A 15,218-nucleotide genomic window follows, 5' to 3' on the forward strand; every position below is an offset into this window, starting at 1 on the left:
GTATACGGCCAAATACTGGATGGATGCACACTATCAAACGCAGGGGCTTTTGGCCCTGGATGAAGAGAGTTTCATCTATACGCGTCAAAGCGTCGCGATATACCCCGTCTACCGATGGGACTGGTAGAATCGCCGCCGGTTCACACGAGGTTTTTCCATGCACGATCCCCACAGCGAACGCATGAGTGGCAGCGAGACCCGCGCGGCGAGCGGTCTGGCCCTGGTGTTCGCCTTCCGTATGCTGGGCATGTTCATGGTGTTGCCGGTACTGGCGACCTACGGCATGGATCTGGCAGGAGCGACCCCGGCCCTGATCGGATTGGCTATCGGCGCTTACGGCCTGACACAGGCAATTTTCCAGATTCCGTTCGGGATCATTTCCGACCGCATAGGCCGTCGTCCGGTGATTTACCTCGGGCTGATCGTCTTCGCTCTCGGCAGTGTGCTCGCGTCTCAGGCCGACTCGATCTGGGGCGTCATCGCCGGGCGAATTCTGCAGGGCGCCGGGGCGATTTCCGCTGCGGTCATGGCGCTGCTTTCCGACCTGACCCGCGAACAGCACCGCACCAAGGCAATGGCGATGATCGGCATGACCATTGGTTTGTCGTTCGCTGTGGCCATGGTGGTCGGGCCTTTGCTGACCCGCGCTTTCGGTTTGTCCGGACTGTTCCTCGCCACCGGCGCCATGGCACTTGTCGGTATTGCCATCATCATGTTCATGGTGCCGCGCTCCACTGGACCCTTGCAGCATCGTGAATCCGGCGTGGCGCGTCAGGCCTTGATGCCGACGCTCAAGCATCCCGACCTGCTGCGCCTCGATCTGGGCATCTTTGTGTTACATGCCATGTTGATGTCGAGCTTCGTTGCGTTGCCGTTGGCACTGGTGGAAAAAGCCGGTTTGCCCAAGGAGCAGCACTGGTGGGTCTATCTCACCGCGCTGCTGATTTCATTCTTCGCCATGATCCCGTTCATCATCTATGGCGAGAAGAAACGCAAAATGAAACGAGTTTTGCTCGGCGCCGTCCTGACGTTGATGCTGACTGAGCTATTCTTCTGGCAGTTCGGCGACAGCCTGCGGGCTCTGGTGATCGGTACGGTGGTGTTTTTCACCGCGTTCAATCTGCTGGAGGCTTCATTGCCGTCGCTGATCAGCAAGGTTTCACCGGCGGGCGGGAAGGGCACGGCCATGGGCGTGTATTCCACCAGCCAGTTCCTCGGTTCGGCACTCGGCGGGATACTCGGCGGCTGGCTGTTTCAGCATGGCGGTCTGTCGGTTGTGTTCCTTGGATGTGCCGGGCTGGCTGCACTTTGGCTGGCCTTTGCTGTTACCATGCGTGAACCTCCCTACGTGACGAGCCTGCGCTTGCCGTTGTCGCCCGAGGCGATCCGCGAAGCGGGTCTGGTCGAGCGCCTCAAGGCCCTCGTAGGGGTAACCGATGCAGTGATAGTCGCTGACGAAGCGGCTGTTTACATCAAACTGGACAAAGAATTAGTGGATCGCGACACCCTCGAACGCCTGGTGAACAACCCGGCCGGGGCTGCTTGCGAAGCCTAGGAGAACGTTATGGCCCGTGGGGTTAACAAAGTCATATTGGTCGGCACTTGCGGCCAGGATCCCGAAGTTCGCTACCTGCCTAACGGTAATGCCGTGACCAACCTGAGTCTGGCCACCAGCGAACAATGGACCGACAAGCAAACCGGTCAGAAGGTCGAGAAGACCGAGTGGCACCGTGTGTCGATGTTCGGCAAGGTCGCGGAAATCGCTGGCGAATACCTGCGCAAGGGTTCGCAGGTCTACATCGAAGGCAAGCTGCAGACCCGCGAGTGGGAAAAAGACGGTATCAAGCGTTACACCACCGAAATCGTGGTCGACATGCAAGGCACCATGCAACTGCTCGGCGGCCGTCCACAACAGGGCGACCAGCAAGGCGGGGGCAACAATTACCAGCAATCCGCTCCGGCTCCACGCCAACAGGCACCGCGCCCGCAGCAGTCGGCTCCGCAACAGCGTTCGGCCCCGGCGCCACAGCAGGCCGCACCGCAACCGGCTCCGGATTTCGACAGCTTCGATGACGATATTCCGTTCTGATTGGCTGCTGTAATCGCTACAAACCAAAAAGGCCCGTCGCGTGATGCGACGGGCCTTTTTTGTGGATCAAATAGCCTGCAATGCTCCCACAATGGGTATTGGTGTTTCAGTCAAGGATCAGGTGCGGCAGGAATCGGCTGGAGTCTTTGGTGATCAAACTGTTGTCTTCCCGTACACCAATCCCTGCTGCCTGATCGCCAATCACCCAGGATCCGATCAGGGTGTAGCTGTCGCCAAACTTCGGCAGCGGCGCAAACTCCTGCAGGATAAACGGCGCATCCGTGTAGGGCCCGTCCTCTTTGACGATCAACCCGTCGGCCGTTTGCAGCTCAATGTTGGCGCCTTCGCGGGAAAAGTATGGCTTGCGTACCCAGCCCTTGGGCACGGTGCTGGCCGGATTCGGATCAAGATGCGCTGCCAGCAGGTTCGGATGGCCTTTGTGCGTTTCCCACAGCAACGGCAGCGCACCCTTGTTCGACAGAATCGCCTTCCACGCCGGTTCGAAAAATTGTGTATCGCACTCGGCAATTGCTGCGCCGAAGGGCTCGTGGAAGATGAACTCCCAGGCATGCAGCTTGAACAGGTGGGGGATCCAGCGATCTTCTAGATCGACAAACCGGCCTTCAGCCGTCAAGCCGATGTCTTCGATATCGATGTGCCGCGACTCGATGCCGACCTTCTCGGCGATCAGGCGCAGGTAATCGGTGGTGCCTTTGTCTTCGACCGAGTCTTTCATCGAGGCGAAATAGAACGGGCGCTTGAGCTGTAATTCGGCGAAGGCCTGGTGCAACTGGGTGTCGATACTGTTGAACTGGTCGGCATGGCGCGGCAGCGTGCCGCGCTCGATGCACTGTTCCAGCCAGCCCCATTGAAACGCCGCTGCTTCGTAAAGACTGGTCGGCGTGTCGTAGTTGAGCTCCAGCAGTTTCGCCGGGCCGTTGCCGCTGTAGGAAAAGTCCATGCGCCCGTACAGATGCGGATGACCTTCCAGCCAGGAAGTACGGATCATGTCGTAGTACGGTGCCGGGATGCTCAGGCGATCCAGCAGTTCTTCGCTGTGTACGACGCGGTCGACCAGGTCCATGCACATCTCGTGCAATTCGGTGGTCGGGTCCTCGAGATCGTTTTCGATCTGGGCGAGCGTGAACTGGTAGTACGCGCTTTCATCCCAGTAGGGCTCGTCGTCGATGGTGTGGAACATGAAGCCGAGGCTTTCGGCGGTCTGTTTCCAGTCGGGCCGCTCGGCGCAGTGGATCTTCTTCATCGTCAGCTGCTCGAACGACCGGAACTGCTGCCCCAGCCACCCCAACCGCTACGTGCGCTGGACTGGCTGCCGAAGCCGCCGCGTGAGGTCGACGAGGCCACGTTGACCGGTTTGCTTTTGCTGCTCTCGTAATCCGGTTGGCTGCGCGTCGTGGTTTCGGCTCTGCGGTACTGCGTTGACGTGTTATATGGCTGGCGCGTATCGCGATCGCGGTAAACCGTGCGTTCGGAGTTGTTGCTCATCGCGTTGCCGATCAGCCAGCCAGTCAACCAGCCGTTGCCGCCGCCACTTGAGGTGTGCGAAGTGTTTTGCACATTCTGCACAGCCGCCGCGTCTCCCACAGGCATTTGGGCATTGGCGATGGTGTCGAGGTTCTGCGCCGGTTCACCGTTTTGCGGCACTTTGAAGCCGCCGAGTTTCGGTACGAAGCGGCCGTCGGAGTTTTTCTGGCACCAGTCAGCGGCAAAGTCCGCGTCGCACTTGGCCTTGTCGTCGTAGGCCGGGGCAATGCGCCGGTGTTCGGTCAGCGCGGCGACAAAGGCGTTGGAGCAGACATCGGCGGCCACTTCGGCGTCGACACACTGTTCCACGCTCTGGAAGTTGCGCGGTTGATCCGCGGCTGTCGCCTGGCCGGAAATGGCCATGGCCACCGAAGCGGCGAGGGACAACTGAACGTATTTGCTGCGTTTCATTTAAGGCTTCCTGCCGATCAGTTGGACGGTGTCATGCACGCGGCGTTGAGCATGCCGACGCTAATCGCGACCGCCGCGACATAGATGCCGGAAGCCACCTCGCCGTTGGCGATGCGCTGCGAAGTGCCTTTGAGCACCAGGCCCGTGGCAAGGAACGCCAACAGTTGCACCACGGCGGCAATTACGGCCCAGAGCACGAAGTCGAGGACATTGACCGAAAACGCGATCACGTTACTGGCCGGAATCGCGAAGCCGATGATCGCGCCGGCCAAGGCGATGGCGGCGGCAACGTTGCCGGAGCGGATCAGCTCGAACTCTTTGTGCGGCGTGATGCGCGTGTAGACGAATTGAAACAGCATGAACAGCAGCACGGCGCCGATGAGGTAGACGACGAAACCGACCAGTGCGGTTTTGTTCAGGGAAACGGCCAGCACTTCCAGCATGAAAAACTTCCTTTTTTTAAATGGTGCTCAGATCAGTCGTGTACAGCGAGATGCCGAGCGAAGTGCTCAGGCTGACGGTGCCTTCTTCATCCTGTTCGACGGAGAACAGCAGCAATTCGCGGCGATCGGTCAGGCCGGTCTCGCGCGCATAAAGCATTGAATGGTGTTCGACGGTGTAGCTCTCGTCCGGGTTGACCACCTGTTCGGTCATCGGCACCAGTTCGGTCTGGCCTTGTTCGGTGCCCCATTCGCGGGTGTATTCGACACCCTCGTGGGCGTAGGTCGGTAAACCGATCAGGCTGTTGGGGCCGGCCAGGCGCTGCAGTTCCGCGTCACTGTTGACCGTCACGTAACTGAGGTAGTTGAACAGGGTGACCGATTCGATCTGATCTTCACCGGTGACGTGGATCTGCAACCAGAAATCCTCGTCGTTCATGTAATAGCGGTGCAGTTTGTTGGACTGGCCGAGGTCGACCCAGCCATGGCTCCAGATCGCCTGATCGAAGGGCACCCGCACGCTGGTCGAACCATCGAGCAGCAGCGCCAGGGTTGTATCGAACCTGACGGCCTTGCCTTGCGCCATGCCGAGGGGGCCACTGGCAACGGTCGGTGTTGGCGCAGCGGTCTGCCAGTTGCTGGTGCCCAGCAAGTCTTTAAACCATCCCATGGGTACGTTCCTTGAAGCGGGTGGAAGTGTTCGTCGGCGAAAAAGCGTCGCTAGTGTACCGGGCCGCGTGGCGAACGACACGTCGCAAACCATGTGGGAGCGAGCTTGCTCGCGAAGAGGGCGTGTCAGTCAACATCAATGTCGGCTGATACGACGCTTTCGCGAGCAGGCTCGCTCCCACAGGTTTTTTCGCAGTGTTTACTGAGCGGACTTTTGCTTCAGGCGCTCAAGAATCGCGTTGGCGCTGCCTTCGTTCGGCGTGATGCCGGCGTCGCGCAGTTTGCGTTCCAGGTCGTTGCCGGTCGACGCGTCAGCCAGTTCGTCTGCCGCGCTCAGTTCAGCCGCGCGTTGTTGCTGCTTGGCTTGCAGGCGGTTCAGCGTACCGACGGCGGTTTCCAGTTTGCCATTGGCACCACCGCTGGCGATGGAAGCACTGACCTGGGCTTTCTGCACGCTTTCACGGGCCTTGGCCATGTCCACTTGCTGGCGCAGGCTCTTGATGCGCGACTCGGCCTTGCTGATGTCCTTGCGCATGTTTTCGGCGTAGGTGCCGAATTCGTCGCTCTGCTTTTTCTCGGTGTCCAGTTCGTTGGTCAGGGTCGAAATCGCTTCGGCCACTTCCAGTGCCAGGTCTTCACGGCCGGCGTTCAGTGCCGAGACGGCTTTGGCTTCCAGATCCTTGATCTTGGCGTCGTACTCGCTCACGCGGTCGGCGGCCAGTTTGTGCTTGGCCATGATGGTCACCAGCTCGCGACGGGCATTCGACAGCGCGCTGTCGGCGTCGCGGATTTCCTGGTCTAGGATACGCAGGGCCTGTTGGTCAGCGATCGCTTCGCCGACTTCATTGGCGCCGCCGCGCAGTGCGGTGAACAACTTGCTCCAGATGGACTGAGTCATTGGATATTCCCTGTTGATTACTTGAAGAAGTGTTCGAAGGCTTCGCTCGCGCGCTGCACGTTGTCGACCAGGGTTTTCACCTCGGTGACCACGTTGGTCAGGCTCGAGTCGGCGCTGAGGGCGCCAAACATGTTGTAAACGGTCTGCCCGTTCGGCATCGACTCGATCCCGATCGACGACAGCGGGAACATTTCCCGGCTGCGCAACACGGCATCGTTGAAGGCTGCTACGTCCGAGATCGAGTCGATGTCCACCAACACGGTGTCGACGATGATCTGCTGGCCGGCCAGGGCGATGTGAATCGGCAGACCGCCGAATTCGTTCATTTCCAGCTTGATGCTGGGCTCGGAGCTCTGGATCAGCGACAGCGTGATTTCTTGCGAAGCCACCTCGTCCAGGGCCTTGAGGGCGTTGAAGAGGCTATCGATGGTCCAGTTGTTGCCTGCGCTCATGTAATTCTCCGACATGAAAGAGCCAGCCAGAATCGGTTGGCGTAGCTGTTGCTCCATTTGCTTGAGCAAGCTTCGGTTTTCGGGAAGCACCCAAGTTTCGTGTTTCACATAACCGGCAGCGGCCAGGCCCGCGCGCATCTGCTTCATATAGAAGCTTGACGGTTTTTTCGTGGACGCTTTCGCACGCTCTCCCTTCGGGCTTTCTGATTTCGCGGTGGGGGAACGGCTTTTCATGGCAATGGCTCGGTTATGAACATCTCACGCGTGAGCCACACTACAACCAATTCAAAGTGCCATCAATGGCTCACGCGTGAGATTTTCATGACAAGCGAAAAAAGGCCCGCTGCGAGGCGGGCCATGGTGTTTGTGAAATATGAATCAGTGTTTGGCGACGAGGAATTCGTCAGTGGACACCACGCTGGCGTAAGCGAAACCCAGCGCTGACATGAAAGCCGCATGGACATGGGCAGCCGGCACCGTCAAACCATTGAACTCCAGGTCGCGGCTGGCGCAGGCGTCGTGAATCACCGTGACGGCATAGCCCAGATCCGCCGCCGCGCGGGTGATGCCGTCAACGCACATGTGGCTCATGCTGCCGACCACCACCAGCTCCTTGATGCCTTGCTCGTCGAGGATCGCTTGCAGTTCGGTTTCGCGGAACGAGTTGACGAAGTGCTTGAGCACCACCGGTTCATCGGCACGGTTGAGTACTTTCGGATGCAACCTGGCGCCGTCCGAACCCGGGGTGAAAAAAGGCGCATCCGCTGAGGTGAATTCGTGGCGGATATGAACGACCGAATCGCCTGCCTTGCGGAACGCGGCGATCAGCCGGGCGGCGTTGTCGGCGGCGGCGTCGGCACCGGCCAGCGGCCACTTGCCTTGGGGGAAGTAGTCGTTCTGGATATCGACTACGATGAGCGCTTGCTTGGCCATGGGTGGGTCCTCGGTGTATTGGCTGGAAGTGGCAGCAGTATTGGCGCTGTCCAGCGATTCGAGGATTGGCCGCACCGACAATAGACAGGGGAAAACTGACAATGGGCGCAGAAAGGGCCGCCATCGCTGAACTGGGCGTACTGATCTATCCCGGCGCGCAGATGGCAGCGGTGCACGGTCTGACCGATCTGTTTGCGGTGGCCAACCGGATTGCCGCCGAACATCAGGCGGCGCAGTTGCCGTTGCTGCGGGTGAGTCACTGGCAGGTCGAAGGTGATCAGCCGCCGACGCGCATTTACACCAGTCATTCCGGTGACGACAGCGCTTTGCTGGCAGTGCTTATCCCGCCATCGATCGGCGGATTTTCGGCGGCGCAAGCGCCGGCCAGCCTGATGCAATGGTTGCGTGATCAGCATGCCCACGGTGCGACGCTGGGCGGGGTCTGTGTAGGCTCGCTGATGCTGGCCGAAAGCGGTCTGCTCGACGGCCGCAGTGCGACCACTCACTGGACGTCGGCCAAAGCTTTTGCCGAGCGATATCCGCAGATCAGACTCAAGGCCGACACGCCGATCGTCGATGACGGTGACCTGATCACCACCGCTGGCTTGATGGCGTGGTCGGAACTGGGCTTGCGTCTGGTCGACCGCTTGCTCGGGCCGAGCATTGCTACCGGCACCGCTCGGTTTCTGGTAGTGGAGCACAGCGACAGTGCCAGCGAGTGCGGCAGCAACTTTGCGCCGATTCTCAGCCATGGCGACGCAGCGATTCTCAAGGTTCAGCACTGGCTGCAAAGCACCGGTGCGACGGATGTCTCGTTGACGGCGATGGCGCAGCGGTCCGGATTGGAGGAGCGCACCTTTCTGCGTCGATTCCGAGCGGCGACCGGGTTGAAACCGACCGAATACTGCCAGCATCTACGCGTGGGCAAGGCGCGCGAGATGCTCGAGTTCAGCAATGGCACGATTGATCACATTGCGTGGACGGTGGGTTATCAGGATCCCGGCGCGTTTCGCGCGATCTTCAGGAAGATTACCGGGCTGGCGCCGAGTGATTATCGGGCGCGGTTTGGAGTGTCCCCGAACCCAAAAGCAATGAATGTCTAATGTAGGAGTGAGCCTGCTCGCGATGGCAGTCTGTTAGAAAACAGTGATGTGCCTGACCCACCGCAGTCGAGAGCAGGCTCACTCCTGCAGGAAACGATGCAAAGCGTGAGATCGTGCAATTTGCCGGGGTTTCGCACGCGTTCGTGCAGATTGAAACAGGCGCGGTGCCAGCACGATTCCGGCAACCTTCTGATTCGTTGAAGGTTTTCTCGAAACGGTGGTTGGCCTGATCTCTGCACCGTTCATCGCTACAGTCATCCAATTGATGGAAGGGGGACGCATGACCCCGACACCCCGCACGAAAATCGTTGTCGCCCATTCGGTGCGCCTTGGCGCGCCGCAACATGAAGTACAGACCAACAAGGCCCTGGCACGCTGGCTGGCGCAGATTCTCGGCTGCAAATTCGGTGGCAGTTACGATCCCGACAAACATCGCGGTCGTGACCTGTATCTGCTGCCAACGCAAACCATCGTCGGAACCGCCCACGCTCGCGAACTCGGCATCAAGGGTCCGGCGGACCTCTGGGGCGGTTTTGTCGAGTACGATTTCATCTGCACCAAAGCCATCAGCCATGGCCTGCGCAGTCATCTGGCCCGTGCGCCGCAGGGCTGGTCGCCATTGTTTTCCGAGCGGGTGCGCAATGTGGTACTCGACGGCCTCAGCGTGTTTGCCCTGGAGGATGCGCGACCCGCCGCCGAACATCTGCTGTACAGCGGCCCCATCCGCATGAAACCGGTTCACGCCTGCGCCGGTCGCGGTCAGGAAGTGATCAAGAGCCTTGATGCCTTCGACGAAATCCTCGCCCGCCCCGACATTGGCAAACAATTCAGCGAGGGCGTCGTGCTGGAGCAGGACTTGAGCAACGTTGTCACCCACAGCGTCGGCCAGTCGTTTATCGGCGATAAAGTACTGACCTACTGCGGTGATCAATACTTGACCAAAGATGCCCACGGCGAAGAGGTTTACGGCGGCTCGAACTTGTTGGTGGTGCAGGGTGGCTACGACGAACTGCTGAATCTGGATCTGCCCGACGATGTGCGTCTGGCCATCGAGCAGGCGCAGGTGTTCGACAGCGCGGCTGATGAAGCCTATCCGCGCTTCTATGCCTCAAGGCGCAACTACGACATCGCCCAAGGCCTGGACAGCAACGGCAAATCCCGCAGTGGCGTGCTCGAACAGTCCTGGCGCATGGGCGGTGCCAGCAGCGCAGAAATTGCAGCGCTGCAAAGCTTCGTCAATGATCCGGGGATGCGCGCGATCCGCGTGTCTTCGGTGGAAACCTACGTCGATCAGCCGCTGCCGGCGCACGCCATCGAGGTTTACCGCGGCCCGGCTGAGAACAGCGAATTTCTCCTCAAATACGTAACGGTCCAATCCTATGACGGCTAGAAGCGAAAGCATTCAAATCGACATTGATGATGAACAGATGAGCGGGACATTTCTCAGTCCCAAATCGAAAGTACCGGGGGTGTTGTTTGTCCACGGCTGGGGTGGTAGCCAGGAGCGCGACCTCGAGCGCGCCAAAGGCATTGCCGGTCTGGGTTGTGTATGTCTGACCTTCGACTTGCGCGGGCACACCGGCGGCACCGGAATTCCGCTGACCCGCGTGACTCGCGAAGACAATCTGCGTGACTTGCTCGCGGCGTATGATCGCTTGCTTGCGCACCCGGCGCTGGACACCTCGGCGATTGCCGTGGTCGGCACCAGTTATGGCGGCTACCTGGCCGCCATCCTCACTTCGCTGCGCCCGGTGCGCTGGCTGGCGCTGCGGGTGCCGGCGCTGTATCGCGACGAACAATGGCACACGCCCAAGCGTGAGCTGGACAAGGCTGATTTGCGCGATTACCGCAGCACGCTGGTGCGTGCGGACACCAATCGGGCATTGCATGCCTGTTCGCAATTCACCGGCGATGTGTTGTTGGTGGAATCGGAAACCGACGATTACGTGCCCCATGCGGCGATCATGAGTTACCGCGCAGCGTGCCAGCAGACCCATTCACTGACGCACCGGATTATCGACGGTGCCGATCATGCGTTGAGCGAGCCGGTGTCGCAGCAGGCCTACACCTCGATTCTGGTGGACTGGATTACCGAGATGGTCGTGGGTGAGCGGTTGAGCATTATCCAGTCGGCTTGATCTTTTAGTGTTCTTTCGGACGCCTTCGCGAGCAAGCTCGCTCCCACAGGGGATCGCGTTTCAAATGTGGGAGCGGGCTCGCTCGCGAAGAGGCCATCAACTTCACCCAAGAATTCAGGAAGGTTTCTTCTCTATTCGAAGCGCCTTGGCCTTGGCTTCAACCACCAGATACATCACCACCGTGATCAACAGCGGCAACAGAAAATAAATCGCCCGATACGCCAGCAGCCCCGCCACCAGACTGCCGCGCGAAGCCTCGTGTTGCAGCAAGGCGACAAACACCGCTTCCAGCACGCCAAGACCCGCCGGAATATGCGTGATGACCCCGGCAATCGCGCTGATCAGCAACACGCCCAGCACCAGTGGATAGTCCAGTTTGCTCGGCAGCAAGGTGAAAATCACTGCCGCCATCAGCGACCAGTTCAACGCGCCCAGCAGCAACTGCAGAACCGCCATGCGCAGCGACGGCAGGTTGATTTCCACGCCGCGGATCGACCACTCGCGGCGCTTGGAAAACTGACACGCGGCGAGATAGCCTGCGCTGGCCAGCAGCAGCAACACACCGATGCCTTGCAACGCATCACTGCTGATTTTCCAGCCCGGCGGCATGCTCACCAGGCCGCTGCTGAACACCACGCCGGCAATGGTCATGTAGCCGAACCAGTTGGTTGCCAGGCTTAAGCCAAGAATTTTGGCGATATTGCTTTTGCTTACCCCAAGCCGCGAGTACAGGCGGTAGCGCATGGCGATACCACCGACCCAGGCGCTGAGATTGAGGTTGAACGCGTAGCTGATGATCCCCACCGGCAGAATCTGTTTCCAGGTCAGGTCCTGCCGAATGTAGGTGCGCCCGATCAGGTCGAAACTGGCGTAGGTAAGAAAACTCAGCAAGGTCACGCCCGCGGCGATGATCAACGTGCGCACCTTGAAGTCGGCCAGAGTTTGCAGGACCTCGGCCCACTCGATGCGCGTAGCGAACATCGTCAGCAAGACGATCAGCGCGAGGAAAAACAGCAGGGTCAATGGGCGTTTCCAGCGGCTCCATTTCGACGGGGTCGCTGGCGCTGCATGGCTGCTCGAATGCACGTCGGAATGGCTCATGGCGTGGTCCCTCGAAATGGCTTGAGCCGTGGTTTATGCGCCGGCAGCCAACCGGCCATCGCCGGGAAATGCCGCAGAAAGTGAAACACCAGAAAACCCACGGTCATGTGCCAGATCCGCCCACGCGGGGACTTGCTGGCGTCCATGGCTTTGCAGTGATTTTGGCTGAGGTCGTCGAGGCGCTCGAACAGATGCTGATTGAACGCGCGGTCGCGGATCAGCACGTTGGCTTCCAGGTTCAGCGACAGGCTCAGCGGGTCGAGATTGCTGGAACCGACCGTGCTCCATTCCTCGTCCACCAGCGCGACTTTGCCGTGCAGCGGGCGCTGGCAGTATTCGTGGATCTGCACCCCGGCCTTGAGCAGGTAGTCGTAGGTCATGCGCGCCGCGAGTTTGGCCACCAGCATGTCCGGTTGCCCCTGCAGAATCAGGCGCACCTCGACCCCGCGACGTGCGGCGTTGCGGATTTCTCGCAGCAAACGGTAACCGGGAAAGAAGTAGGCGTTGGCGATCACCACCCGGCGCTTGGCCCGGCGCAGCACCTGCAAATACACATCTTCGATGTCGGTGCTGTGTTGATCGTTGTCGCGGAACACCAGACGCACCTGACCGTCGTGATCGGTGAAGGCCATTTCTGCACGACGCTGGCGCCGGCGTTGCCACCAGAAGCGTGCGCGTCCGGGACGACCGCTTTGCAGCAGGGCAAAGTGGTGGATGTCGGTGACGACCGGACCCTGGACTTCCACCGAATAATCCTGCTTGGCTTCGGGGCCGAAATCGGCAAGGTGATCGCCGGAAAAGTTGATCCCGCCAATAAACGCGATCAGGCCGTCGACCACCACAATCTTGCGGTGTAAACGGCGGAACCAGTTGGTGCGGATGCCCAGGTGTTTCGGTGCCGGATCGAAGATTTGCAGATGCACGCCGGCCTCGCTCAACGCAGCCAGATAACCGGTGCTCAATTCGCCGCAACCAAAACCGTCGAGGCTGACAGTGGTGCGCACGCCGCGCCGGGCGGCATCGATCAGAATCTCCTGCAACTCGGCGCCGACCTTGTCTTCGAACACGATAAAGGTCTCGAGGAGGATTTCACTCTTCGCCGCGCGCATCGCGGCGAACACCCGCGGGAAATATTCCTCGCCGTTTTCCAGTAACTCGACGCGATTATTACCCTGCCAGCTGTACTCGACATCAACGTGGCCGGGCTCGCGGATCGGCGGGTTGATGGCGATCGGTTCCACGGCGGATTTCTCCAGCGGCGCGCTGCTCATAATTCGATCTCCACCGATAACGGGACATGGTCGGAAAGGTGCGACCAGGGACGGTTCGCCAGGACTTTCGGCTGGCTGGCCTTGAGGTTGCGCACGTAAATGCGATCAAGCCGCAGCGCCGGCAAACGCGCCGGAAAACTGCGCGCCGGTTTGCCTTGGTGCTCGGCGAACACTTCGCGCAGGCCGCAGGGTTTGAGCTGGGCATCGGCGCGCTGGCGCCAGTCATTGAAGTCGCCAGCGACGATGACCGGCGCGTCGTCGGGCAACTCCGCCAAGCGTTGCATGAGCAAATCCAGCTGCGCGTTGCGATGACTTTCGCGCAAGCCCAGATGCACGCAGATCGCATGCACTTCGGTGCCGTCACCCGGCAGGCGCAGCACGCAATGCAGCAGGCCGCGGTTCTCGTGACCGTTGATCGACACGTCGAGGTTGTCGTGGCGGATGATCTGGAATTTCGACAGCAGCGCGTTGCCGTGATCGCCCTCCGGGTACACCGCGTTACGTCCATAAGCGAACTGTGGCCAGAGGCTGTCGGCGAGGAATTCGTACTGCGGCATCGTCGGCCAATTGTTGTAGCGCTTGGGATGCTGTTCGTGGGTGCCGTGGACTTCCTGCAGGAACACTACGTCGGCGGCAACGCTGCGCACCGCTTCACGCAACTCCGGAAGAATGAAACGCCGGTTGAGCGCGGTAAAACCCTTGTGCGTATTGACCGTCAGCACGGTGAACGTACGCACCGACGGCGCGACCACCGAGCCTTCATCGGTGAAGCCGACCGGTTCCGGAATGCTCATGGCAACACTCCTTCGCCAGCGGGTACGCCAGGGGCGGTGGCGAGATTTTTATCCAGCTCGAAACGCTGCAGCAATTCGCGGGCGTCATAGGGCGCGCGAACCTTGATGTCGTTGTCGAAATAGCAGAACACCTCGCGGGATTTGCGTGCGCGTGGTTTCAGGCGCGGGGCGATCAGGTGCGCGTCTTGCGGTTGCTGGCCGTGGTGCCAGGCGTCGATGCGCTCGGCCCAGCGTTTGAGCGCCTGCGCGCTATAGCCGCTGGCGTAGAGTTCCTCGGCGCCGTGCAGGCGCAAGTAGACAAAGTCGCTGGTGAGGTCTTCGCGATACGGCCATTTGTTCGCGGTGTCGGCGATCACCAGTGCCGTGTTGTAGCGTTTCAACAAGCGCACGAACTCCGGATCAATGAAGCTTTCGTTGCGGATCTCCACGGCATGGCGCAACGGTTTTTTGCGCCAGGCTTTCAGGCTGGCGTGGCCGTGCAGGTGGTCATCGTGTTGACGGGCGAGGGTGGCGGCGGCTTCGGTGTCGTGGGGCAGCAGGGCGAGAAAGTGTTCGAAGCGTTCAGGGTCGAATTTGAAGTTAGGCGGGAATTGCCAGAGGATCGGCCCGAGTTTTTCCTTGAGTTCCAGCACCCCGGAGGCGAAGAAATTGGCTAACGGTTTTTCGATCTCGCGCAAGCGGCGGATGTGGGTGATGAAGCGTGGCGCCTTGACGCTGAAGACGAAGTCGTCGGGCGTTTCCGCGTACCACTGCGCGTAGCGTTCGGGCCGTTGCAGCGCATAGAACGATCCATTGATTTCGATGCTGTTGACCGCCCGCGAAGCGAACTGCAATTCGCGTTTCTGCGCCAGTCCCTTGGGGTAGAAGTCTCCGCGCCACGGTTCGTAACGCCAGCCAGAAATACCGATGTGAATCGTTGCCATGCCGCCCTCCGTCGAAAGTCCTCGTGTAGCCGGTATCTTTTGATGACTGTGGGCGGCTCGGGAAAGTTTCGATGGTGTTACGGACGGTCACGTCTAAGGCAAAGATCAAAAGCGCCCCCTCACCCCAACCCTCTCCCCCAGAGGGGGCGAGGGGGAAGGGAGCAGATCTCCAGGGTTCTCGGGGTTTGAGTTCGACTTGCGAGGGGAAGGGAGCAGATCTCCAGGGTTCTCGGGGTTTGAGTTCGACTTGTGAGGGGGCAAGGGAGCAGATCTTCAGGGTTCTCGGGGTTTGAGTTCGACTTGCGAGGGGGAAGGGCAGATATCCAGGTTCTCGGGGTTGGAGTTCGATTCGCGAGAGATAAGGGAGCTGGTCTTCAGGTTTCCAGAGCTTGAGTTCGACTCCGGGCTATCAGGTCGACGTCCCTCTGCCATTCAACTCGGTCGGCTCCCT

The 15,218-nt window shown here is 60.0% G+C and carries 16 protein-coding genes; 5 read left to right on the plus strand and 11 right to left on the minus strand.

Features of this window, described 5'->3' with window-relative positions; all coding sequences use genetic code 11:
• Positions 1-157 precede the first annotated feature (157 nt).
• Together ACM6IV_RS24330 and ACM6IV_RS24335 are read left to right on the plus strand one after the other, a co-directional pair.
• Positions 158-1,555, plus strand: a complete 1,398-nt coding sequence (locus tag ACM6IV_RS24330; protein WP_007950096.1) for an MFS transporter — start codon at positions 158-160, stop codon at positions 1,553-1,555.
• Between the two features lie 9 nt (positions 1,556-1,564).
• Positions 1,565-2,089: a single-stranded DNA-binding protein gene (locus ACM6IV_RS24335; RefSeq protein ID WP_008081898.1), complete on the plus strand. Its 525-nt coding sequence runs from the start codon at positions 1,565-1,567 to the stop codon at positions 2,087-2,089.
• Positions 2,090-2,195: 106 nt separating this feature from the next.
• Here the strand turns inward: ACM6IV_RS24335 and ACM6IV_RS24340 are convergent, their stop codons facing one another.
• From ACM6IV_RS24340 to ACM6IV_RS24370, 7 genes are all read right to left on the minus strand, one after another.
• Complete coding sequence (locus tag ACM6IV_RS24340) at positions 2,196-3,353, minus strand: glutathionylspermidine synthase family protein (protein ID WP_414871973.1); 1,158 nt, start codon at positions 3,351-3,353, stop codon at positions 2,196-2,198.
• 2 nt (positions 3,354-3,355) lie between these two features.
• Positions 3,356-4,045 (minus strand): DUF1190 domain-containing protein, encoded by a 690-nt coding sequence (locus ACM6IV_RS24345; RefSeq protein WP_414871974.1) that lies wholly within the window; start codon positions 4,043-4,045, stop codon positions 3,356-3,358.
• A gap of 17 nt (positions 4,046-4,062) precedes the next feature.
• Positions 4,063-4,488: a DUF350 domain-containing protein gene (locus ACM6IV_RS24350; RefSeq protein ID WP_277759498.1), complete on the minus strand. Its 426-nt coding sequence runs from the start codon at positions 4,486-4,488 to the stop codon at positions 4,063-4,065.
• Positions 4,489-4,504: 16 nt separating this feature from the next.
• Entirely contained in the window at positions 4,505-5,155 is a 651-nt protein-coding gene (locus ACM6IV_RS24355) for a DUF2491 family protein (RefSeq protein WP_414871975.1), read from the minus strand.
• 198 nt (positions 5,156-5,353) lie between these two features.
• A complete protein-coding gene (locus ACM6IV_RS24360) occupies positions 5,354-6,052 on the minus strand; it encodes a PspA/IM30 family protein (RefSeq protein WP_414871976.1) in 699 nt (232 codons plus the stop codon).
• A gap of 17 nt (positions 6,053-6,069) precedes the next feature.
• Positions 6,070-6,738: a YjfI family protein gene (locus tag ACM6IV_RS24365; RefSeq protein WP_102901728.1), complete on the minus strand. Its 669-nt coding sequence runs from the start codon at positions 6,736-6,738 to the stop codon at positions 6,070-6,072.
• Positions 6,739-6,882: 144 nt separating this feature from the next.
• On the minus strand, positions 6,883-7,437 hold the full coding sequence (locus ACM6IV_RS24370; RefSeq protein WP_414871977.1) for a cysteine hydrolase family protein: 555 nt from the start codon (positions 7,435-7,437) through the stop codon (positions 6,883-6,885).
• 101 nt (positions 7,438-7,538) lie between these two features.
• Between ACM6IV_RS24370 and ACM6IV_RS24375 the strand changes: the two genes are divergently transcribed.
• The 3 genes from ACM6IV_RS24375 (at position 7,539) to ACM6IV_RS24385 (ending at position 10,678) form a co-directional block, all read left to right on the plus strand.
• On the plus strand, positions 7,539-8,540 hold the full coding sequence (locus ACM6IV_RS24375) for a GlxA family transcriptional regulator (protein ID WP_414871978.1): 1,002 nt from the start codon (positions 7,539-7,541) through the stop codon (positions 8,538-8,540).
• A 280-nt stretch (positions 8,541-8,820) separates the two neighbouring features.
• A complete protein-coding gene (locus tag ACM6IV_RS24380; RefSeq protein ID WP_414871979.1) occupies positions 8,821-9,930 on the plus strand; it encodes a DUF3182 family protein in 1,110 nt (369 codons plus the stop codon).
• Entirely contained in the window at positions 9,920-10,678 is a 759-nt protein-coding gene (locus tag ACM6IV_RS24385; RefSeq protein ID WP_007917206.1) for an alpha/beta hydrolase family protein, read from the plus strand. The genes ACM6IV_RS24380 and ACM6IV_RS24385 overlap by 11 nt, the downstream gene beginning before the upstream one ends.
• Before the next feature lie 114 nt (positions 10,679-10,792).
• Here the strand turns inward: ACM6IV_RS24385 and ACM6IV_RS24390 are convergent, their stop codons facing one another.
• From ACM6IV_RS24390 to ACM6IV_RS24405, 4 genes are read right to left on the minus strand one after another with little or no spacing between them, the layout of a single operon-like run.
• Positions 10,793-11,779, minus strand: a complete 987-nt coding sequence (locus ACM6IV_RS24390) for a lysylphosphatidylglycerol synthase domain-containing protein (RefSeq protein ID WP_414871980.1) — start codon at positions 11,777-11,779, stop codon at positions 10,793-10,795.
• On the minus strand, positions 11,776-13,050 hold the full coding sequence (clsB, locus tag ACM6IV_RS24395; RefSeq protein WP_414871981.1) for a cardiolipin synthase ClsB: 1,275 nt from the start codon (positions 13,048-13,050) through the stop codon (positions 11,776-11,778). Before clsB ends, ACM6IV_RS24390 begins: the two co-directional genes overlap by 4 nt.
• Positions 13,047-13,844 (minus strand): endonuclease/exonuclease/phosphatase family protein, encoded by a 798-nt coding sequence (locus tag ACM6IV_RS24400; protein ID WP_414871982.1) that lies wholly within the window; start codon positions 13,842-13,844, stop codon positions 13,047-13,049. The genes clsB and ACM6IV_RS24400 overlap by 4 nt, the downstream gene beginning before the upstream one ends.
• A complete protein-coding gene (locus ACM6IV_RS24405) occupies positions 13,841-14,767 on the minus strand; it encodes a DUF72 domain-containing protein (RefSeq protein ID WP_414871983.1) in 927 nt (308 codons plus the stop codon). Before ACM6IV_RS24405 ends, ACM6IV_RS24400 begins: the two co-directional genes overlap by 4 nt.
• Between the last annotated feature and the right edge of the window lie 451 nt (positions 14,768-15,218).

Source organism: Pseudomonas sp. IT-347P, assembly GCF_949768005.1.
Classification (GTDB): domain Bacteria; phylum Pseudomonadota; class Gammaproteobacteria; order Pseudomonadales; family Pseudomonadaceae; genus Aquipseudomonas.